General features: G+C 69.6%; 20 protein-coding genes. 9 read left to right on the top strand and 11 right to left on the bottom strand.

The annotated features are described in order from the left end of the window. Positions 1-6: 6 nt before the first annotated feature. The gene (locus NKJ07_RS19785; protein WP_318568499.1) at positions 7-915 is read right to left on the bottom strand and encodes an ADP-ribosylglycohydrolase family protein; all 909 of its coding nucleotides are present in this window, start codon (positions 913-915) and stop codon (positions 7-9) included. A gap of 134 nt (positions 916-1,049) precedes the next feature. On the opposite strand from NKJ07_RS19785, the gene NKJ07_RS19780 reads away from it, so the two are divergent. After that, complete coding sequence (locus tag NKJ07_RS19780) at positions 1,050-1,466, top strand: VOC family protein (protein ID WP_318568498.1); 417 nt, start codon at positions 1,050-1,052, stop codon at positions 1,464-1,466. A gap of 81 nt (positions 1,467-1,547) precedes the next feature. On the opposite strand, the gene NKJ07_RS19775 is transcribed toward NKJ07_RS19780, so the two are convergent. Next, the gene (locus NKJ07_RS19775; protein ID WP_318568497.1) at positions 1,548-2,264 is read right to left on the bottom strand and encodes a sugar phosphate nucleotidyltransferase; all 717 of its coding nucleotides are present in this window, start codon (positions 2,262-2,264) and stop codon (positions 1,548-1,550) included. A gap of 136 nt (positions 2,265-2,400) precedes the next feature. On the opposite strand from NKJ07_RS19775, the gene NKJ07_RS19770 reads away from it, so the two are divergent. Next, complete coding sequence (locus NKJ07_RS19770) at positions 2,401-2,634, top strand: YgaP-like transmembrane domain (protein WP_318568496.1); 234 nt, start codon at positions 2,401-2,403, stop codon at positions 2,632-2,634. 181 nt (positions 2,635-2,815) lie between these two features. On the opposite strand, the gene icd is transcribed toward NKJ07_RS19770, so the two are convergent. Beyond that, positions 2,816-4,081: an isocitrate dehydrogenase (NADP(+)) gene (gene icd / locus NKJ07_RS19765; RefSeq protein ID WP_318568495.1), complete on the bottom strand. Its 1,266-nt coding sequence runs from the start codon at positions 4,079-4,081 to the stop codon at positions 2,816-2,818. A 167-nt stretch (positions 4,082-4,248) separates the two neighbouring features. Between icd and NKJ07_RS19760 the strand changes: the two genes are divergently transcribed. Beyond that, positions 4,249-5,127, top strand: coding sequence for an isoaspartyl peptidase/L-asparaginase (locus tag NKJ07_RS19760; RefSeq protein ID WP_318568494.1), 879 nt, complete (start codon positions 4,249-4,251; stop codon positions 5,125-5,127). 27 nt (positions 5,128-5,154) lie between these two features. Here NKJ07_RS19760 and NKJ07_RS19755 read toward each other — a convergent pair whose 3' ends face one another. Next, positions 5,155-5,868: a helix-turn-helix domain-containing protein gene (locus NKJ07_RS19755; protein ID WP_318568493.1), complete on the bottom strand. Its 714-nt coding sequence runs from the start codon at positions 5,866-5,868 to the stop codon at positions 5,155-5,157. Positions 5,869-5,953: 85 nt separating this feature from the next. On the opposite strand from NKJ07_RS19755, the gene NKJ07_RS19750 reads away from it, so the two are divergent. Beyond that, complete coding sequence (locus NKJ07_RS19750; protein ID WP_318568492.1) at positions 5,954-7,624, top strand: NADH-quinone oxidoreductase subunit D; 1,671 nt, start codon at positions 5,954-5,956, stop codon at positions 7,622-7,624. 518 nt (positions 7,625-8,142) lie between these two features. Here NKJ07_RS19750 and ppk1 read toward each other — a convergent pair. Together ppk1 and NKJ07_RS19740 are read right to left on the bottom strand one after the other, a co-directional pair. Beyond that, positions 8,143-10,443 (bottom strand): polyphosphate kinase 1, encoded by a 2,301-nt coding sequence (gene ppk1, locus NKJ07_RS19745; protein WP_318568491.1) that lies wholly within the window; start codon positions 10,441-10,443, stop codon positions 8,143-8,145. 31 nt (positions 10,444-10,474) lie between these two features. Further along, a complete protein-coding gene (locus tag NKJ07_RS19740) occupies positions 10,475-11,170 on the bottom strand; it encodes a metallophosphoesterase family protein (protein ID WP_318568490.1) in 696 nt (231 codons plus the stop codon). A gap of 194 nt (positions 11,171-11,364) precedes the next feature. Between NKJ07_RS19740 and map the strand changes: the two genes are divergently transcribed. Further along, on the top strand, positions 11,365-12,255 hold the full coding sequence (gene map / locus NKJ07_RS19735; RefSeq protein WP_318568489.1) for a type II methionyl aminopeptidase: 891 nt from the start codon (positions 11,365-11,367) through the stop codon (positions 12,253-12,255). Between the two features lie 44 nt (positions 12,256-12,299). Here map and NKJ07_RS19730 read toward each other — a convergent pair whose 3' ends face one another. After that, on the bottom strand, positions 12,300-12,500 hold the full coding sequence (locus tag NKJ07_RS19730; RefSeq protein ID WP_318570537.1) for a DUF7835 family putative zinc beta-ribbon protein: 201 nt from the start codon (positions 12,498-12,500) through the stop codon (positions 12,300-12,302). 183 nt (positions 12,501-12,683) lie between these two features. Between NKJ07_RS19730 and NKJ07_RS19725 the strand changes: the two genes are divergently transcribed. From NKJ07_RS19725 to NKJ07_RS19715, 3 genes are read left to right on the top strand one after another with little or no spacing between them, the layout of a single operon-like run. Continuing rightward, positions 12,684-13,223 (top strand): HIT family protein, encoded by a 540-nt coding sequence (locus NKJ07_RS19725; protein ID WP_318568488.1) that lies wholly within the window; start codon positions 12,684-12,686, stop codon positions 13,221-13,223. 54 nt (positions 13,224-13,277) lie between these two features. Beyond that, the gene (locus tag NKJ07_RS19720) at positions 13,278-14,273 is read left to right on the top strand and encodes a cation diffusion facilitator family transporter (protein ID WP_318568487.1); all 996 of its coding nucleotides are present in this window, start codon (positions 13,278-13,280) and stop codon (positions 14,271-14,273) included. A 30-nt stretch (positions 14,274-14,303) separates the two neighbouring features. Then, positions 14,304-15,734: a carotenoid oxygenase family protein gene (locus NKJ07_RS19715; RefSeq protein ID WP_318568486.1), complete on the top strand. Its 1,431-nt coding sequence runs from the start codon at positions 14,304-14,306 to the stop codon at positions 15,732-15,734. 53 nt (positions 15,735-15,787) lie between these two features. On the opposite strand, the gene NKJ07_RS19710 is transcribed toward NKJ07_RS19715, so the two are convergent. Beyond that, entirely contained in the window at positions 15,788-16,366 is a 579-nt protein-coding gene (locus NKJ07_RS19710; RefSeq protein WP_318568485.1) for a S26 family signal peptidase, read from the bottom strand. 100 nt (positions 16,367-16,466) lie between these two features. Next, positions 16,467-17,717 (bottom strand): tRNA (N(6)-L-threonylcarbamoyladenosine(37)-C(2))-methylthiotransferase, encoded by a 1,251-nt coding sequence (locus NKJ07_RS19705; RefSeq protein WP_318568484.1) that lies wholly within the window; start codon positions 17,715-17,717, stop codon positions 16,467-16,469. A gap of 394 nt (positions 17,718-18,111) precedes the next feature. On the opposite strand from NKJ07_RS19705, the gene NKJ07_RS19700 reads away from it, so the two are divergent. Next, positions 18,112-18,513, top strand: coding sequence for a DUF5518 domain-containing protein (locus tag NKJ07_RS19700; RefSeq protein WP_318568483.1), 402 nt, complete (start codon positions 18,112-18,114; stop codon positions 18,511-18,513). Positions 18,514-18,535: 22 nt separating this feature from the next. Here the strand turns inward: NKJ07_RS19700 and deoC are convergent, their stop codons facing one another. Further along, the gene (deoC, locus tag NKJ07_RS19695; RefSeq protein ID WP_318568482.1) at positions 18,536-19,171 is read right to left on the bottom strand and encodes a deoxyribose-phosphate aldolase; all 636 of its coding nucleotides are present in this window, start codon (positions 19,169-19,171) and stop codon (positions 18,536-18,538) included. A 68-nt stretch (positions 19,172-19,239) separates the two neighbouring features. Then, positions 19,240-20,454, bottom strand: coding sequence for an outer membrane protein assembly factor BamB family protein (locus NKJ07_RS19690; protein WP_318568481.1), 1,215 nt, complete (start codon positions 20,452-20,454; stop codon positions 19,240-19,242). Positions 20,455-20,543: the final 89 nt, after the last annotated feature.

The raw sequence follows: 20,543 nt of genomic DNA, 5'->3' as shown, positions 1-20,543 counted from the left end.
GCCGAGTTACTCCCCGACGGTCGTGAGGTCGCGCGCCAGCGCCCGAAGTTCGTCGGCGGTATCGAGTTCGGCGAGCCACCGGTCCGGGAGGGCGTCGGCACCGAACCGCGCGCCCACGACCGCGCCGGTGATCGCGCCGACGGTGTCGGCGTCGCCGCCCATGTTCACCACGTCGACGAGCGCGTTCTCCGCGGTCCCGGCCCGGAGACCGTACCACAACGCCGTCCGGAGCGTGTCGACGACGTAGCCGGTCGACCGGAGGTCGTCGGGGGCGGCGGCGGCCGCCGCGACCGGTCGGAGGGCGTCTTCGAGGGGCTCCGGCGGCTCCGCGCGGTCGAGCGCGCGCGACAGCGGCTCGGACCGGCCGGAGGCGAGTCCCGCGAGCGTGAGGTTCAACACGGCACAGCCGGCCGTACAGCGCGGGTCGGCGTGCGTGATCTTCGAACTCGCCACGCTCGCGTCGACGAGTTCGGACTCTCGGGACGCGAACGCGACCGCGAGCGGCGCGGCGCGCATCACGCTCCCGTTGCCGGCGTTCGACCCCTCGGGCGACGCCTCCCACACCCGCTGTCCGGCGACGTGCCACGGCTCCCCGTCGCGGATCCGACCGAGCGCCGAGGCGGTCATGTTACCGATGTCGAACGGCCCCGACTCGTACCACGCGACGAACCGTTCGGCGACGTCCGCCGGGTCGAACGCACCCCGGTCGACGAGGCTCCGCGCGAGACGGAGCGCCATCTCGGTGTCGTCGGTCACCGTTCCCGCGGGCTTGTTCCAGGTGCCGTTCGCGAGCATCTCGGTCACCTCGCCGTACTGCGCGAGGATCCGCGCCGGCGTCTCGAACTCGACCGGGCGGCCGAGCGCGTCACCACAGGCTAAGCCGAGCAGGACCCCTTCGGCGCGGTCGCCGTCCATACCCTACCGAGTGAAATGACGGTACAAAAAGACGTTGGGGCGCTCGTCGGCTGTCGGCCGGCGGCCGGCCGTCCCCGACGGCGCGGTGGCGTCGAGCCGAAACCGGTATCCCCGGCCCGCACGCCCACCCGAGTATGCCACCCCGCGCACACCACGTCGGGCTGACCGTGAGCGACCTCGACCGGGCGGTCGCGTTCTACCGCGACGTCCTCGGTCTCGCCGTCGTCGACCGCTTCTCGGTCGACGGCGAAGCGTTCGCGACCGGCGTCGGCGTCGACGGTGCCAGCGCCGAGTTCGCACACCTCGACGCCGACGGCGTCCGCGTCGAACTCGTCGCGTACGACCCCGAGGGCACGGCCGTCGAATCGGGGACTGTGAACCGGCCGGGGACGGCACACGTGGGGCTGTCGACGCCCGACCTGGACGCGTTCTACGAGTCGCTTCCGGCCGAGGTCGAAACCCAGAGCGCCCCCCAGCGGACGGCCAGTGGGACCAAGATCCTGTTCGTCCGCGATCCGGAGGGGAACCTCGTCGAGGTGCTGGAGGTCTGAGCGTCGCCGCGGCGAACGTCGCCCGAAGCGCGGCGCGCGACCGGGCGTGTTCGAAACCAACGCCGACGGGGACGGGTCGGCTCAGGACCGCTCGCCCAGCCGTCGTTCGGCCCGGCTGCGGTCCGCGGCCGTGTTCACGTTGACGCACCAGCCGTCGAGCGGGACGGTCTCGACCCGGCCACCCGCCGCGAGGAGGCGGTCGATCGCGGCCGTGAGTTCGTACTCCCTGGTCGGCGACGGCTCGACGGCGCGGCAGGCCTCGAAGATCCGCGGCGAGAAGGCGTAGAAGCCCCGCGGGACCGTGGTCGACGGCGGGTCGTCCGGCTTCTCGACGAGGCCGACGACGCCGCCGTCGTCGTCGAACTCGACCACACCGGTTCGGGACGCCCGGTCGCGGGGAACCCGGTCGACGAGGAGGGTCGCGTCGGCGTCGGTCTCGGCGTGTCGGGAGACGACCGCCGAGAGGGTCGCGTCGCAGACGTTGTCGCCGTTCATCACGACCGCGTCGCCGTTGACGTGTGCGCCGGCGATCGCCAGCGCGTGGGCCGACCCCTTCCGCTCCGCTTGTGTGGCGTACGTGATCGGAAGGTCGCCGAATCGGTCGCCGTAGTACGAGACGACGTCGTCCCCGCGGTAGCCCACGACGACGACCAGTTCGTCGACGCCGAGCGAGCGGAGCGTCTCGAAACAGCGCGTCAGGATCGGCACGCCGGCGACCTCGACCAGCCCCTTCGGCCGCTCGGCCGTCAGCGGGCGCAGTCGGGTTCCCTCGCCGGCCGCGAGAACGACGCCGTACACGCCCGCCCACACGGGTGCCAGCCAGTAAAAGCCTCGTGGTCGGGTTGGTCGACCGCGTGCTGGCCCCGTGGTCGGGCCGCGCGGTCACCCAGTGAGGGGCCGTCGTCGTTTAGCGTGCGCGGGCCAACGAACGGGCATGACCGAACGAAACGTCGGCGGTGCCGACAGGATCGCCCGCGGACTGCTCGCCGTCGGACTGGCGGTGGTCGCCGTGCGTGCGCTCCGGTCGGGAAGCCGCTCGCTCGGCGGACTCGCGGCGCTCGGCGGACTCGCGGCGCTCGGCGCGCTCGGGGCCGGCTTCAACGCGACCACGTGCTTCTGCGGCGCGAACGCGACGCTCGGCCTCGACACGACCGAGTCGGGGGAGTGAACCGACGGGCCGAGTCACCGTCGGTCGTCCCGTCGCTGACGGCGAGAGAGACGACGTCCGGCCGATAAAAAGACGATGTCGGGCAGATTCGCGCGTGTCGCGTCGGGCCGGGAGGGGTCCCACACGAGACGGTGAGCGAACCGAACGACGGTCGGGAAATCGGAGCGTGGAGTCGAGTCGCTTACGCGAGTTCGTGGATCTTCTCGACGACGGCGTCGGCGAACTCGCTGGTGGCGACCTTGGTGCCACCTTCGATCTGGCGGTGGAGGTCGTAGGTGACCGTGCCCGAGGAGATGGTCTCCTCGACGGCGTCTTTGACCAGCGCGGCAGCGTCCTTCCAGCCCATGTAGTCGAGCATGATGCGGCCCGAGAGGATCATCGCGGTCGGGTTGACCTTGTCCTCGCCGGCGTACTTCGGTGCGCTGCCGTGGACCGGTTCGGCGAGACAGAGGCCGTCGCCGAAGTTCCCGCCGGGCGCGATGCCGAGGCCGCCGATCTGTGCGCCGGCGGCGTCGGACATGTAGTCACCGTTGAGGTTCATCGTCGCGATAACGTCGTAGTCGCTCGTCCGCGTGAGGAGCTGCTGGAGCATGTTGTCGGCGATGCGGTCCTTGACGACGACCGTGTCGTCGGGCCGCTCGCCGTCGTACTCCTCCCAGAGTTCGTCCTCGGTGATAGTGACGTCGGCGTACTTCTCCTCGTCGGCGACCTCGTAGCCCCAGTCGCGGAACGCGCCCTCGGTGAACTTCATGATGTTCCCCTTGTGGACGAGGGTGACGGAGGGACGGTCGTTCTCGATGGCGTAGTCGATCGCCTGTCGGACCAGTCGTTTCGTGCCGAACTCGGTGATCGGCTTGACGCCGATGCCGATCGGGCCGTCGTGCATGACGCCGTCGAAGCCCATCTCGTCCTCGACGAACGCCTTCACTGCCTGGACCTCGTCGGTGCCGGCCTCCCACTCGATGCCGGCGTAGACGTCCTCGGTGTTCTCCCGGAACGTGACCATGTCCATCTGGCTCGGGTCCTTGACGGGCGAGGGGACGCCGTCGAGGTGGTAGGTGGGGCGGACGTTCGCGTACAGGTCGAGCTTCTGACGGAGGGCGACGTTCAGCGAGCGGAAACCGGACCCGACCGGCGTCGTCAGCGGCCCCTTGATCGCGACGCGGTGGTTGCGGATCGCGGACACCGTGTCCTCGGGGAGGTTCTCGCCGTACTTCTCGCGGGCCGACGACCCGGCGTACACGCGCATCCAGGCGATCGAGCGACCGGTCGCCTCGGCGGCGGCGTCGAGCACTTGCTGTGCCGCCGGGCCGACGTCCGTCCCGATTCCGTCGCCGTGGATGATCGGGATGATGGGCGTCTCCGGTACGTCGAGCGCTCCGGTCTCCTCGTCGGCGATGGTGATGGGTTCGCCGTCTTCGGGGACCTCGACCTTGTCGTAACTCATGAACAACCACGACTTTCCAGACCACGTTAAAAGGCCTGCCGTTCTCCGTCAACAAGTGACAGAAGACGAGTACGAACCGCGGCCGCGGGATCGATCGATGACGGCGGACGGGGGGCCACCGGAGCGCGGTCGGCGGGCTATAAGTCGACGCCACGACAGGGTCGAACGTGCGACTCATCGTTCACGGTGGAGCCGGATCGTCTCCCGCCGCGCCGGCGGCCAGACAGGCCGTCCTCGACGACGCGGCCGCCGCCGGCGTCGGCGCGTCGACGCCGGTCGACGCGGTCGAGGCCGCCCTCCGGACGCTCGAACGCGACGAGCGGTTCAACGCCGGCCGCGGCGGGGCGGTCCAGTCCGACGGTCGGGTCCGGGTCGACGCCGGCGTGATGACTTCTGGGGGAGAAATCGGCGCGGTCGCCTCCCTCGCGGGCGTCGAACACCCGATCTCCGTCGCCCGAGCCGTCTGTGTGGAGACGCCGCACGTCCTGCTGGCGGGCCCGCCCGGGGAGGCGTTCGCCGAGTGCGTCGGCGTCGAGACCGGCGTCGATCTCCTGACCGAGGCGACCCGCGAGCGGTTCGCGGCGGCGGACCCCCCGCACGGGGACGCGGCCGACCAGCTCGCGTGGCTCCGTGACCGCTTCGGCGACGACGCGGGCGGGGCGGACCCCACCACCGACCACGACACCGTCGGCGCGGTCGCCGGCGACGGCGAGACGTTCGCGGCGGCGACGTCGACCGGCGGGCGGTGGTTCGCCCTCGCCGGCCGGGTCGGCGACGTCCCGCAGGTCGGCTCCGGCTTCTACTGCGGGGCGGCGGGCGGCGCCTCCGCGACCGGGGCCGGCGAGGACATCGCCCGCGTGACGCTCACGCGGCGGGCCGTCGACCGTCTCGGCGCGGGCGCGAGCGCCCAGTCGGCCGCCGAGGCCGCGATCGCGGCGTTCGCCGACGAGACCGGGTCGACGGCGGGACTGATCGTCCTCGACGCCGAGGGCGTCGGGAGCGCGTACAACAGCGACGCGATGCAGACCGCCGTGGCCGAGCGGTGACGACCGCGACGGGGCCGACGGAGAGCGTCACCGTTCGCCGACGACCGCACGCATCACCCGGGCCTCGGCCTTGCGGAGGTGTTCGGCCGCCGTCCCCGTCGAACAGTCGAGTGTCTCGGCCACGGCCGCGACGCTCCCCTCGCGCGTCGCGCCGTAGTAGCCGGCGTCGACCGCCGCCGCGACCGCCTCGCGCTGTCGCGTGGTGAGCGCCGCCGCGGGCGACGAATCCACGACGGCACCGTCGAAGCCGCCGATCCGGCGCACCTCCGCCTCGACCGCCGCCGGGAGCGCCTCGACCGCCGACTGGACCGCGCTCGCGCCGCCGACGACCGTGAGCCGGATCGTCCGGTCGGCGACGAACTCCACGGGCGGAACGATCACGAGCTGGAGTCGGGTGAACGTCGCCGCCAGCCGCGTGTCGAACGGCGACCGCGCCTCCAGCACGTACGCGTAGAGCACGTCGCCGCGGCGGTCGAGTTCGAATTCGGCGACGCTGTCGGTGTCGCGCAGCGCCGCGGCGTACGCCTCGCGTGCGGGGTCGGAGCCCTCGACGTGAAACAGGAGTGCCTGCGGTTCGTCGGCCATCTCGTCGACGTCGTCGTTTCCGTCGCTTCCGCCCGGTCGCCGCTCGCCCTCCGCGAGGAGTCGCGCCCGGGTGAACCCGTCGTGTCGGATCACGAACTCGTGCATCGGGTGGATCGCATCGGGGTCGGGATGCAGGCGGAGACGCAGGGCTCGCATACGGCCCGCCTCGGCCGGCGATGGAATAAAAGCGCCGCACGCATGCGGCAGAACGCCGAGGACGCTGGCTGCCGTCGGTCCGAGCATGTCTCCCTCCCAGACGTCGGACGTCGCGGCGACGACCCGCCCCGACGTCCGCGACGACCCCCGCACCGCGCTCCGGGCGCTCCTGGGCGACCGCGTCCTCGGCTTCGAGGACCACGTCAACGCACCGGCGGTGGTGATCCGTCCGGACGCGGTCCAGGACGTGCTGTCGACGCTCAGAGACGAGGCTGGCTTCGACCACCTCTCGTGCGTGACGAGCCAGGAGTACGAGGACCGCTACGAGTCGATCTACCACCTCACCTCGTACGACGACCGGACCCGGGAGGTGAGCGTGGTCGTTCCCACGTCGAAGGGCGCCCCGAAGAGCCAGACCGCCGAACCCGTGTTCAGAACGGCCGAGTGGCACGAACGGGAGGCCTACGATCTGGTAGGGATCGAGTACGAGGGCCACCCCGATCTCCGACGGATCCTCCTCCCCGAGACGTGGCAGGGCCACCCGCTCTCGCTCGACTACGACCAGGACCGCCCTCAGATCGTCCCGTACACCGAACACGCCAACCCGATCGACGAAGACCACCGCGCGGGCGAGACGATGTTCATCAACATCGGGCCACACCACCCGGCGACCCACGGCGTGCTCCACCTCGAAGCCGTCCTCGACGGCGAGCAGGTCGTCGACCTCGACCCCGACATCGGCTACATCCACCGGTGTGAGGAGCAGATGTGCCAGCAGGGGACCTACCGGTATCAGATCATGCCGTACCCCGACCGCTGGGACTGGAGCGGCGGGGGCCTGCTCAACGAGTGGGCCTACGCGCGTGTCGCCGAAGAGTTGGCCGGGATCGACGTCCCCGAGTACGCCCGGCTCCTACGGACGCTGAGCGCCGAACTCTCCCGCATCCTCGCGCATATGCTCGCGGTCGGCGCGTACGCGCTGGACGTCACCGGCGACTTCACCGCGACGTTCATGTACGCGATCACCGACCGCGAGCGGGTGCAGAACCTCCTCGAGGACCTGACGGGCCAGCGGCTGATGTTCAACTACTTCCGGCTCGGCGGCGTCGTCTGGGACCTCCCCGAACCGCGGGAGGACTTTTTCGAGAAGGTGCGGGACTTTGTCGACGGCTTCGCGGGCGCGCTGGAGGAGTACCACGACCTGCTGACTGCGAACGAGATCCTGCAGATGCGCACGGTCGATACGGGCGTCCTTCCGCCGGCGGTCGCCAAGGAGTACGGCGTCACCGGCCCGGTCGCCCGCGGGTCGGGGATCGACTACGACCTCCGCCGCGACGACCCCTACGGCTCCTACCCGGACCTCGACTGGGAGGTCGTCACCGAAGACGGCTGTGACAACTTCTCCCGACTGCTGGTCCGCCTCCGGGAGGTCGAGGAGTCGGCGAAGATCGTCGAGCAGTGCGTCGACCGACTGGAGGACTGGCCCGAAGAGGACAGGGAGATCCAGGCGAACGTCCCGCGGACCCTGCGGCCCGAGGACGACACCGAGATCTACCGGGCCGTCGAGGCCGCGAAGGGCGAACTCGGGATCTACATCCGGAGCGACGGCACCGACAAGCCCGCGCGCTTCAAGATCCGCGGCCCCTCGTTCTCGAACCTCCAGGCCCTGCCCGAGATGGCCGAGGGCGAACACGTCCCCGACATGATCGCGGCGCTCGGGAGTCTCGACACGATCATGGGTGAGGTGGATCGGTGACGTTCGGTTCGTGACCTGGCGAGTGGACGAGGCAGTGGTTCGTTGACCGACAGGGGACGATGCGCCAGGACGGTGCGGCCGCGCCACCGGAGCGCCCGCGGCGCTCCGAGCCGTTCGGTCGTTCGTCTCGCTCACGCCCGAAGACCTCCCCAGCCGAGTCGCTCACTCGCTCACGCCGTTCACTCGTCCACTCATCCCTCACGCGTCCGTCGCCAGGCGAGACCACGGCCTCGCTGGCTCCCGTTCGGATGCCTCACGGGAACGACCACAGAGGCCGCGACGACACGCGCCACCACACCGCTCGCGGCGGTCGACGCGCGGGAGCGAACGCAGTGAGCGACTCGCGCGAGGGGCGAGTGAGCGAGTGAAACGAGCGAACGAGTCGGCTGGGGAGGGCGAGGCGTCACCGCCCTATGGACTGACGCAGTTGTCTCGCTCGGAGAGCCTGATTGCTCACGGAACGCGACCACTCACGGAACGCGAAGAGCCCACCCCATCCACCACCCGATGGCCGAGCACTACCGATCGTCGGTGAACACGTCGTCGAGGTCGACGCCGGAGTCGCGGGTCGCGTCGTCGGCGAACCCCGCGGTCCGGTCCGCCTCGGGGACCGACCGCTCAGCGCGGCGCATCAGCCGCCGGTGGGTGTTCCGGACCGGGTCGTCGCCCGGCGTGACCTGTTCGTAGCTCCCGTCCGAATCCATCACCCAGCGCTTGCGGTTGTCCTCGCGCATGGCGTCGAGGACGAACTGGAGCTCCGCCCGCAGGGCGGGGTTCTCGACGGGCGTGACGGCTTCGACGCGGCGGTCGAGGTTGCGCGTCATCCAGTCCGCCGAGCCGATGTAGTACTCGGGGCCGCTCCCGTCGCCGGCCTCACCGGCTGCCTGGGGGGTCTCCGACTGCCCCCCGTTTTCGAAGTAGAAGATCCGCGAGTGTTCGAGGAAGCGCCCGACGACCGACGAGACGGAGACGGTGTCGCTCACGCCGTCGATGCCGGGGCGGAGCCGGCAGATGCCGCGGACGAGAAGATCGATGTCGACGCCGGCGATCGACGCACGGTACAGCTCTTTCACCATCTCCGGATCCTCCAGCGAGTTCATCTTCAAGACGATCTTCGCCTCGCGACCCGCGCGAGCGTGGTCGGCCTCCCGACGGACGAGCCGGGTGAACTCCCGGCGCATGTTCTCCGGGGCGACGAGCAGCTTGCGGTACGACTCGTGCAGGGAGTGGCCCGTGAAGAAGTTGAACAGCTTCACCAGGTCCTGGCCAACGTCGCGGTCGGTCGTCAGGAGCCCGAGGTCGGTGTACGTCTTCGCCGTCTCGGAGTGGTAGTTGCCCGTGGCGACGTGGGAGTACAGCCGGACGCCGTCGTCTTCCTCGCGGACGACTAGCGCCGTCTTGGAGTGGGTCTTCAGGCCGATCGTGCCGTAGGCGACGTGGATGCCTTCCTCCTCGAGGCGTTTGACCCACCGGAGGTTGTTCTCCTCGTCGAACCGCGCTTTGAGTTCGACCATCACCGCCACCTGCTTGCCGTTCTTCGCCGCCTCGATGAGGCGCTCGATGACCTTCGAGTCCGACGCCGTGCGGTAGATCGCCGCCTTGATCGCGAGCACGTCCGGGTCCGACGCCGCGGCGTCGAGAAACGACTGGACGGTCGTCGTAAACGAGTGGTACGGGTGGTGGACGAGCACGTCCTCGCGGCCGATCTCGGCGAACAGCGCCGCCGGGTCGTCGGAGTCGACGCCGGCGAAACGGGGGTGGACCTGCGGCGTCCACGGTTCGAGCTTGAGCTCGGGCCGGTCGACGTCGACGAGCGAGAACAGCGCCGTGAAGTCGAGCGGACCGTCGTGTTCGAACACCTCGCGCTCGGCGACCCCCAACTGTTCGACCAGCAGTTCCCGCACGCGGTCCGGCGCGTCAGCGGAGAGTTCGAGCCGGACCACGGTCGCAAACCGGCGCTGGCGGAGCACGTCCTCGATCACCCCGATGAGCCCCTCTGCGATCTCCTCGTTCCGCCTGACCTCGGCGTTTCTGGTGACGCGGAACAGCGAGGTGTCGATCACCTCGACGTTCGGGAAGAGGAGGTCGAGGTTCGCCTCGACGACGTGTTCGAGCCGGACGTAGCGGTGGTCGTCGTCGCCGACGCGGACGAGTCGCGGTCGGTTGCGCGGGATCTTCACCCGGGAGAACTTCACGTCGGCGTCGTCGCGCGTGAGCACCGCAAGCGACAGCGAGAGGTTCGAGATGAACGGGAACGGATGGGCGGGGTCGAACGTCAGCGGCGTCAGCGTCGGAAGGACGGACTGCTCGAAGTAGTCCCGCAGGTCGGCGCGTTCGGCGTCGGAGAGGCCGTCCCAGTCGACGATGCGGATCCCCTCGGCGGCGAGTTCCGACCGGACGGCGTCGTAACAGTCGGCCTGTCGGCCGAAGAGGTCGCGCGACTCCTCTAAGATCGCTTCCCACTGTTCCTCGGGCGTCCGGCCGTCGGGCGTCAGCTCGGTGACGCCGGCGTCCATCTGCTGTTTGAGTCCCCCCACCCGTTTCATGAAGAACTCGTCCATGTTGCGCGTGAAGATGGCGAGGAACTTCACGCGCTCCAACAGCGGGTTGCGCTCGTCGACGGCTTCGTGGAGGACGCGGCGCTGGAAGGCCAACTCGGACAGTTCGCGGTTGAGATACAGCGCGGGATCGTCGAGGTCGACCCGATCGGCGTCGACGGCCGCATCCGACGAGGGAGCTGTCTCCGCGGCATCAACGACGCCCGATCCGTCCGACAGCTCGTCGCGGTCGGCGTCGCCGGGCAGTTCGTCCTGCGACATCCTCGACGTTAGGCTCCGGCGGGTCTTGAGTTCACTGGCGAACCGGGTGCCGCGGCGTGACGAACTTCGAGGCGGGACGGTGCTCGACGACCCGGTCGGTCGCCAGTTCGATCACGGCCTCGTCGTACCAGCTGTACGCCGTCAGCGACCCGCCGTACACGCAGCCGGTGTCGAGTCCGACCGCGTGCTCGCGGAGGACAGGCGAGTTGATCGGAGTGTGGCCGAAAAAGACCGTCTGCGGGCCGTCGTGTCGTTCCCACCAGAAGGGGCGCTCGTAGCCGCTCGATAGCGACCGCATCTCCAAGAGGTCGTCGACGTCGTGCTCCGCCAGAGACTTCCGTGGATCGACGCCGCCGTGGACGACGAGCGCGTCCTCGAAGGAGATCGCCACGGGGAGCGAGCGGATCCACGCGAGGTCGTCGTGGGTGAGTTCCGGCAGTTCCTTGGTCCCCCGGAGGAGCTTCTCCTCGTTGTTGCCGCGGATCGTGACCATGTTGTCCGCCTCGCGGACGTAGTCGACGACGCCCTTGCTGTCGGGACCTTTCCGGACGAGGTCGCCGACGAAGACGAGGAGGTCGTCGTCCGAGGGACCGATGCGGTCGACGAGCGTCCGGAGTTCGCGCAGACAGCCGTGGACGTCGCCGACGACGTAGATGTCGTCCCACTCGTCCGCGTCGATGCGGTGGTGCTGGGCCGCGACGCTGTGGTTGAACTGAGGGACAGTCATAGGGGAGGCAGTCGTTGTAAGGGATCTAGACGGATCGTATCTAAAGGGTTGCTAAGTCATCTATATAGATGGATAGAGACATGGTGGCGAGGCGGATGCGGTCCCAACGGTCCGGATCGAGACGGGGACACACCACGGTCGGCGGCGGATGGACGGCCCGCAACCTCTTTCCGCGCCTCCCGCAAAGCGGGGGCATGGCAATCGGACCCCTCGACGACGGGACGGTCGAGAAGTACCGCGAGGCCGGCGAGATCCTCCGGACGGTGATGGACGAGGCGCGCGAGATGGTCGAACCGGGGGTGACCCACCTCGAAGTGGCCGAGCACGCAGAAGCGCGTATCGACGAACTCGCCGACGGCCCCGCCTTTCCCGCCAACATCTCCGTCAACGAGGAGGCGTCGCACTCGACGCCCGCCCGCGACGACGACACCGCGTTCGGCGAGGACCTCGTCTGCTTGGATCTGGGCGTCCACGTCGACGGCTACATCGCCGACGCCGCCGTCACCGTCGACCTCGCCGGCGAGGACGAACTGACCGAGGCCGCCGAACAGGCGCTCGACGCCGCGCTCGACGAGGTCGGCCCGGGCGTCGAGACCGGCACGGTTGGCAAGGCCATCGAGGACGTCATCCGCGGCTACGGCTTCACGCCCGTGTTGAACCTCTCGGGCCACGGCGTCGCCCAGTACGACGCCCACACGGGCCCGAACATCCCCAACCGGGGGACGGATCGAGGGGTCGAACTCGAAGTCGGCGACGTGGTCGCTATCGAGCCGTTCGCGACCGACGGTCGCGGGAAGGTAGGCGAGGGCTCGAAAGAGGAGATCTACAGCCTCGAACACGAGCGTTCGGTCCGCAACCGCCAGGCCCGCGAGGTGCTCGACCACGTTACCGAGAACTACCGGACGCTCCCGTTCGCCGCGCGGTGGGTGGACACGCCGCGGGCGGAGATGGCGATCAAGCGGCTCTCCCGCCAGGGCGTCCTCCACGGCTACCCCGTGCTGAAAGAAGAAGACGGCCGGATGGTGAGCCAGGCCGAACACACCGTCATCGTCACCGAGGACGGCTGCGAGATCACGACGGCGTAGCCGTCGCTCGGCGGCGACCACCGAAAAAAGAGCGCCCGTCCGGCTCAGGCGTCGTTCATCCGCCGCGCGGAGGTCACCCCGCAGTCGAGGCAGGTGGACACGCGATACGGCTCGCGCGAGTACTCCGCGTTCTCCGGCTTCGAACTCTCCGTTCGAAGCTCGACCTGAACCCGATGGAGCGTCTCTCGCCCACACTCCTCGCAGGGTTCGGTCATCCCGTCTGTGTCTGATGGTCGCGTAGCCATCGAACGGCGCTAAGGATTCGTCCGTCATTAATTTACTTCTACAACTCCGTGTTTGAAACACGTGCCCAACTAGTTGGGTTTCTACCCGACCACCTCGCCGATGTCCGTCGGTTTTCGCGGCCACGATTCGGGCGACTCGCGGCGGACGAACAGGACTAAGCGGCCGCCGCGACTGGCGGAAACATGGACCAGATCTTCGCCCCCTGGCGCATCCAGTGGGTCGAGCGCGAGGGCGACAACGCCGACGACGGCTGTCCGTTCTGTACCCTCCCCGAGCGCGGCGACGACGCCGACGCGCGCGTCGTCGCACGCTCGGAACACACGTTCGTCCTCTTCAACAACTACCCGTACAACCCGGGGCACGTGATGGTCATCCCGTACCAGCACACGGGCGAGTACGGCGCGCTCACCGAGGCGGAACTGCTCGACCACGCGCGGCTGAAGGCGCGGACGTTCGACGCCCTGGAGGCGGGGCTCGGCCCGGACGCGTTCAACGCCGGGCTGAACCTCGGCGGCCCCGCCGGGGGGTCGATCGCCGACCACCTCCACACCCACGTGGTGCCGCGGTGGAACGGCGACACGAACTTCATGCCCGTCATCGCCGAGACGTCGGTCATCGTCGAGGCGATCGCGGAGACGTACGAGCGGGTCCACGACGCCTTCGCGGCACAGCCCGGTGCGTCGGTGACGGAGACCGGTGCCGTGCGGTTGCGGTTCGACTGAATGCCGGTGCCGTCGGTCGAAGCGTCTTTGACCTCCACGGGCCAACGGGGAGTGATGGACCGGTCGGATGCGGTGCGGCGCGTCGGCGCCGTCATCCTCGCGGTGAACCTCGTGCTCGCGCTCCTGAAGGGTGGGGCGTGGTACCTCACCGGCAGCCTCGCGGTTGGCTCCGAAGCGGTCAACAGCCTGTCCGACGCCGTCTACAGTTTGGTCGTGCTGGCGGGGTTGTATCTCACGACCCAGCCGCCGGACTTCGAGCACCCCCACGGCCACGAGCGCATCGAGCCGTTCGTCTCGCTCGTCATCGCGCTGGGCGTCTTCGCCGCCGGTATCGCCGTGCTCTGGCAGGCCGTCTCGTCGGTCGCGACCGGCGACTACGGCGGCGTCGCCGGCCCGCTCGGGCTAAGCGTGCTCGGCGTGGGCGCGCTCGTGAAGATCGGCCTCTACCGGTACTGCCTCCGGATGGGCGAGCGCTACCACTCGCCCGCGCTGGAGGCGACCGCGCTCGACAACCGCAACGACGTGCTGACCGCCGGGGCGGCGATCGTGGGCGTGCTCGGGGCGTCGGTGGGCTTTCCGATCCTCGACCCCATCGCCGCGGGCGTCGTCTCGTTCGGCATCCTCTACACCGGCTACGAGATCGTCCGCGACAATCTCAACTATCTGGTCGGGGCGGCCCCACCGGAAAGCCTCCGCGTCGAGATCCTCCGGCGGGCGTTCGCCCACCCCGACGTGAAGGGCGCACACGATGTCGTCGCCCACTACGTCGGCCCCGAGATCGACGTCAGCCTCCACATCGAGGTCGAAGGCGAGATGACACTCCTCGAAGCGCACGACATCGAGACCGAGGTCATCGAGTCGATCCGCGAACTACCGCAGGTCGACGACGTCTTCGTCCACGTCGATCCGCGGGAACTCGGGGAGTGGAAGGACGACGAGACGACCGATCTCCTCGACCAGCGACTGTTCGACGAGGAGGACGGACACGACGCGGACCTCGACGCGGACGGCAACTCGACCGTGCCCGACGGCGGTCGCCGCGGCCAGTAGCGCTTTGCCGCCAGCGGCCGCCCACACCGTATGCACCCGTGGTTCCGGACGCTCACCGAGGAGGTGCGCGACCGACGACTCGACGTCGAGGGCACCGTCCCCGCCTGGCTCGACGGCGCGCTCGTCCGCAACGGGCCGGCCCACTTCGAGACGGCGGCGGGGCGCGTCAACCACTGGTTCGACGGCCTCGCCATGCTCCGTCGGTTCGGCTTCGCCGACGGCGAGGTGCGGTACACCAACCGCTTCCTCCGGACTGCGGCGTACCGCTCGCGCGTGAACGGCGACGTCGCCACCACCGAGTTCGGGACCGGTCCGACCTCGCTCCTCAGGCGAGTCGGATCGCTCCTCATGCCGACGGCCACCGACAACGCGAACGTCACCGTCGCGCGCGTCGCCGGGCGGCACGTCGCGCTCACCGAGACGCCGCGGATGGTCGCCTTCGATCCCGAGCGGCTCGTCACGTTCGGCGAGCGGACGTTCGACGACGACCTCCCCGGGCAGTGGACCGCGGCCCACCTCGAACGCGATCGGGAGCGAGCCGAGCAGGTCGGCCTGACCCTCCGGTTCGGCCGGGAGTCGTCGTACCACGTCTACCGGCTCCCCGACGGCGCTCGGAGCCGGACGGAGATCGCCCGAATCCCGGTCGCCGAACCCGCATACGTCCACAGTATCGGGCTCACGGACCGGTACGCCGTCGTCCCGGCGGTGCCGTTCACCGCCGACCCGCGCCGCTTTCTCTCCCCTGGCGTCGAGTCGTTCGTCGACGCCTTCCGCTGGGACGGCGACCGCGGGACCCGTTTTCACCTCGTCGATCGCGCGGACGGCTCCGTCGAGACCGTCACTGGACCGCCGTTCTTCTTCTTCCACACGGTGAACGCGTTCGAGCGCGACGGTGCCGCGGGTCGCGAGGTCGTCGTCGACCTCGTCGCGTTCGCGGACGCGTCGGTCGTCAGGGCGCTCGCGTTCGATCGGGTCGAACAGGGTATCCGGCGGGCGACCGGCGAACTCCGCCGGTACCGGCTCCCGGTCGGCGGCGGACGGGTGACCAGTCGGCCGATCGCGGACGACGTCGCGCTCCCGCGGACCGCACCCACGGTTCGGCGTCGTCCCTACCGGTACGCGTACGCGCAGCGAACCGGTGACGGGGCGGCGACCGGCCTGGTCAAAGTGGACGTCACCGACGGGTCGGAGACCGTGTGGCGCGAACACGACTGTTTCGCCGGCGAGCCGGTGTTCGTGCCGCGTGCCGACGCCAGCGACGATGACGGCGGCGACGGCCGGGACGGCGCCGGAGACGAACGCGCGACCGAGGACGACGGCGTCGTGCTCTCGGTCGTGCTCAACCGCGACCGCGAGCGGTCGTTCCTGCTCGTGCTCGACGCCCGAACGTTCGGAGCGGAGGCGCGGGCGTGGCTCCCACACGCCCTGCCGCTGGGCTTTCACGGCGAGTACCTCCGGTAGGGCGGCGTGCACTCATCCGGAAGGGCGGCGTCGCCGACGGCGTCCCGACAACGTCAGGCACCCGCGAGCAACAGTCGAAGGTGTCCGACCCACGGGATCGCGACCTGTGCCTTGCCGCGGAGCCGGGCGTCGCGGACGACGGTGAACCGTCCCGCCTGGTCGTACGCGCCGTTGGCGTCGCCTTTGGTGACGTAACCGGCGTGCGGAGCAGGACAGTGAGCGAGGTCGTCGCAGCCGTTGACCGACGCGGGCAGTGCGTCCGGATCCGCCTCGTCGTACCAGTTCTCGCCGCGCTCGACGCGGAACGCCGCGCGGTGGATGACCGGCGAACCGTCGCGCGACGGCGGAGCGAAGACGATCACGTCGCCGGGGGCACCGAGCCGGCGGTACGTCGACGCCGTGGCGCTGGTGACGACGCCGGCGTCGGTGGCGTGTGGAGGAGCGAACCGGTCGGTCGCCGTCAGCAACACGAGGTCGCCGCGTTCGAGATGCGGTTCCATGCTTCCGCTCTCGACCGCAACGAACGGGGGCCACGCGCCGGCGACCACGACCAAGAGGGCGAACAGCAACAGGACGACCGCTGCGGGGGCGACGGTGCCGAGACGGCCGTCAGATCGGTCTGGAGGGGCCACACAGGACGCGGACGCGGCGGCGACAAGAGGCCACCGGTCGACGGCAGTGTGCGGTGGGTACGAGCGATCGACGCAGAGCGGGTCGTCGGGATCGAGGCGTTCAGATCGGCGTGCCGAAGGCGTACACCGTCTGGTGCCCCGTCACCTCGACCGCGCAGAAGTCGCCGGGTTCGAGCCCGTGGTCGGAGGCATGCTGGACGACGATCTGCCGGTACGCGCCGTCGCGGCACTTCACCGAGTCGCCCGTCCCGTCTTCGACGACGAGCACCTCCTGGGTGGTGCCGACCATCTCGTCGTACGCCTCGCCGACGACCGCCATCTTCAGCTCCGACATCTCCTTCGATCGCTCCTTCTTGATCGTGCCACCGAGTCCCTTCAGCCGCGCGGCGTCGGTGCCGGGGCGCTTCGAGAAGCGGGTGACGTTGATCTTCTCTGGGCGCGTCTCGCGGAGCAGCGCCAGCGACTGCTGGTGATCGGCCTCGTCCTCGGTGGGGAAGCCGACGATGAAGTCCGTCGAGAGCGTCCAGTAGTCCAGGGACGAATCGAGCGTCTCGACCACCTCGACGTACTCCGAGACCTGGTGTTGGCGACGCATCTCTCCGAGGACGGCGTTCGACCCCGACTGGACGGGCGCGTGGATGAAGTTGTAGAGCTTCTCGTTCTCGGCGAACACCCGTGCGAGCTCCTCGCGAATGCCGTGGAGCCCCTTCGGGTTGGCCATCCCCACTCTGACCCTGAAGTCGCCGTCGATGTCGCAGATGCGCTCTAAGAGCTGGGGCAGCTTTCGTTCGCCCTGGTCCCACCCGTAGACGCCCGTGTCCTGGCCCGTGATTCTGAGCTCCTTCGCGCCGGCGTGGACGAGCGCGCGGGCCTTCTCGACGTTCTCCTCGACCGGTGGGGAGTCGATCTTCCCCGTCGCCCGCTTCGTGATGCAGTACGAGCAGTCGCTCATACAGCCGCGGGCGATGGGGAGGATGCCGACGACGCCGTCGAGGACGGGTTCGACACCGGGGCCGGGCGTCGGACACTCGCCGTTCGTCACCGCCGAGGGGACGTCGTCCCAGTGGAGGATCTGAGCGTCGACGTGCTCCTCGCGGAAGAGGTCGCCCTGGGCGAGCGCCATACAGCCGGTGACGATGAGGTCCGCGGTCTCGTCTTCGAGTTCCTTGGCCCGACGGAGCATGTTCCGCTCCGTCTTCTCCACCACGGTGCAGGTGTTCATGATGGCGACGTCGGCCTCGTCCGGACCGTCGACGCGGTAGTGTCCCGCGTCGCGGAGCGCCGACTCGATCTGTCGGCTCTCCCCGCGGTTGGACGTACAGCCGTACGTCTCGATGTGATACCGGGCCATTCGCTTCGCTCGCGCTTGCCGTCGAACGGGCAAAAACACGACGGTCTCGGGTCGGGGTGAGGAACAGAGGTGTGGCGAACGACCGGCACGCTCGCTCGCGCGACGCGGTTGTGCCGGTATGGTCGAGCGCAGGCGCGCTCCGTACCGCGTCGCGGCCGTTGTCAGGTCACACGACGGGTGGCCACGGCTTCGGATATGAACGTCGGGGTGCGAACCCCTCTGGCTTCGCGCCGGCAGGGTTCGCTCGCGGTTACGGCCAGGGTATCGACTGTCAGTCGCGCCACCGCGAGTGTGACGGATTCGAGTGAGTGTCCGACAACGGGATGATTTCCGATACCGTCAGGCAATCCTTGAAAATTGTTTAAATTTTTACGTGTCGCACCGTTACAGCGGAATGAGAATTAACAGCAGAGCGATCGGGGTCGGATTCCTCGTCGCGTTGGTCATCGGCATCGTCGGTGGGTCGACACTGCCGTACTCGGGGGCGACCTACCCGGCCATCGTCCAGGGACTCAGCGGACTCCTCGGCGGGTTTACCGCCGGCTACGTCGCCCGCTTCGGCCCTAGCGACGGCGCGCTCAACGGCTTTCTCGCCACGTCGATCAGTGCGATCGTCGTCTCGCTCGCTTTGATTCTCGTCGGGACGGTCGCGGAGGGGCTGTTCGCAGGGCTGACACTCACGCTCACGCTGTTCGTGCTCGTCGTCGTCGCCGGCGTTCCCGGGATCGTCGGCGGCGCGATCGGCGGGATGGTCGCCGACAGGCGGGAGCGGCCCCAGACGAAGTCCACCGCCTGAGGCTCGACTGTGGGTCTGCGACTCACTCGGGGAAGCCCTCGACGATGGTGACGCCCGACGACGCGCCGATGCGTTCGGCGCCTGCATCGAGCATCGACTTCGCCTCCTCGTAGCTCCCGATGCCGCCGCTGGCCTTCACCGGCAGGTACTCGGCCATGAGTTCGACGTCTTCGACCGTCGCGCCGCCGTCAGCGAAGCCCGTCGAGGTCTTGACGAAGTCGGCGTCGGCGTCGCGGGCGAGTTTGCAGGCGCGGTGTTTCTCTTCTCGGTCCAAGAGCGCCGTCTCGATGATGACCTTCACCGGGATCGGGACCGCGGCGACGATCTCGGTGAGTTCGTCGCGGACCGCGGCGTCCTCGCCCGCGTGGAGGAGACCGACGTTAAGCACGACGTCGAGTTCGTCCGCGCCGTCGCGCCAGGCCGTCGCCGCCTCCTCACGTTTTGCGATCGTAGCGTGCTGGCCGTGGGGGAAGCCGACGACGGTCGCGATGGTGAGGTCGGGCGCGTGCTCGCGGGCCTCCGCGACGTAACAGGGCGGGATGCAGGCGTTCATCCCGTAGCCCTGCGCCTCGTCGACGACGCGCTCGGCGTCCGCCGGCGGGGTCTCGGGGCCGAGGACGGTGTGGTCGATGCGGGCGGCGAACTCGCTGCGGTCCATGCGTCGTGAGACGTGAACTGACGGTAAAAACGCGGGGGTCGATCGGACGCCTGCCCGGCGGGAGCCGGTCACCCCGAGACCAGCCGGTACAGGTTCCCCGCCCGATCCTCGGTCGCCCGTTCGGCGTAGTAGACGGCGTCGTCCGTCACGAGCGCGGCGCTCGTGGCCTGACCCCGGCCGGTCGCGCGCCACGTCTCCTCGCCCGAGGCGGCGTCGACCGCGTACAGCCTGGCGTCGTACGAGCCCACGAGCACGTGGTCGGGGGTCGCCGTCACCGAGCCGATGAGCCAGCCGTCGGTGTCGAACCGCCACCGCTCCCGCCCGGTGGCGGCGTCGAGCGCGTACAGGCGCGTGTCGTGGCTGCCGACGTACACCCGACCGTGGGCGACGGCGGGGCCGGACATCACGTCGGCGTCGGCCGCGAACGACCACACCTCGCTCCCGTCGGCGAGCGAGAGAGCGTACACCCGGTGGTCCCACGAGCCGAAGACCGCCAGCCCATCGACGACCGCGACCGGACCCTTGATCGCCCCGCTCGTCTCGAACGTCCAGGCGCGTTCGAGGCCGGGGAACGACCAGGCGTAACAGGTGCCGTCGTTCGCGCCGACGACCAGCCGGCCGGTGTCGCGCGCGAGCGCGAGCGTCGAGTGCGGGTGGTCCGTCGGCCAGTGGTCGATCCAGCGAACCTCCCCCGAGGCGGCGTGGACCGCGGCGACGCTCCCGCTCGGCTCGGCGTACTCGACGGCGATGTAACAGTGCCCGTTGTAGTAGACGGGGCTGGAGCCGATCGCGTCACCGAGTTTCGTCCGCCACCGGCGGTCGCCGGTCGCGAGGTCGAACGCGTAGAGCGCCCCGTCGTACGCGCCGACGTAGACGTGCCCGTTGGCGACCGCGGGCGTGCCGTGGATGCCACGGGTTGTCGGCTCGACGCGGGCGGTCCACCGGGTCTCCCCATCGGATCCCACGCGCCGCAGTTCGCCGGTGTCGCCGGCGACGACCACGTCGCCCCCGATGGCGACCGGTGTCGACTTCGCGGCGGTGTGTTCACCGCGGTTCACGGGCAGCGACCAGTCGACTCGGACCGCCGAGGGGACGGCCACGTCGACGTACCCGCGGTTGTGGAGCCCGCCGCGGAACGCCGTGACTGCGCGTTCGTCGAGCGGTGTCGGTGCGAGCGGGTCGAACGCCGACCGGTCCGCGGCCCGCGGGGCCGCCGCACAGCCAGCGAGACCGACACCGAAAGCGCCGCCGGCGCGCCGGAGCCACTGTCGTCGTGTTGGCATCTACTCTCTCCTCGCCGTGGGGCACGGACAAAAACCCCGCCGACAGTGAGCGACCACACGAGAGCGTAAGTGGTTTACTCCGAGGTCAC

This window comes from Salinigranum marinum, assembly GCF_024228675.1.
Taxonomy (GTDB): domain Archaea; phylum Halobacteriota; class Halobacteria; order Halobacteriales; family Haloferacaceae; genus Salinigranum; species Salinigranum marinum.
Note: the sequence above shows the minus strand (reverse complement) of the source record. Positions and strands in the feature narration are given on the sequence as shown.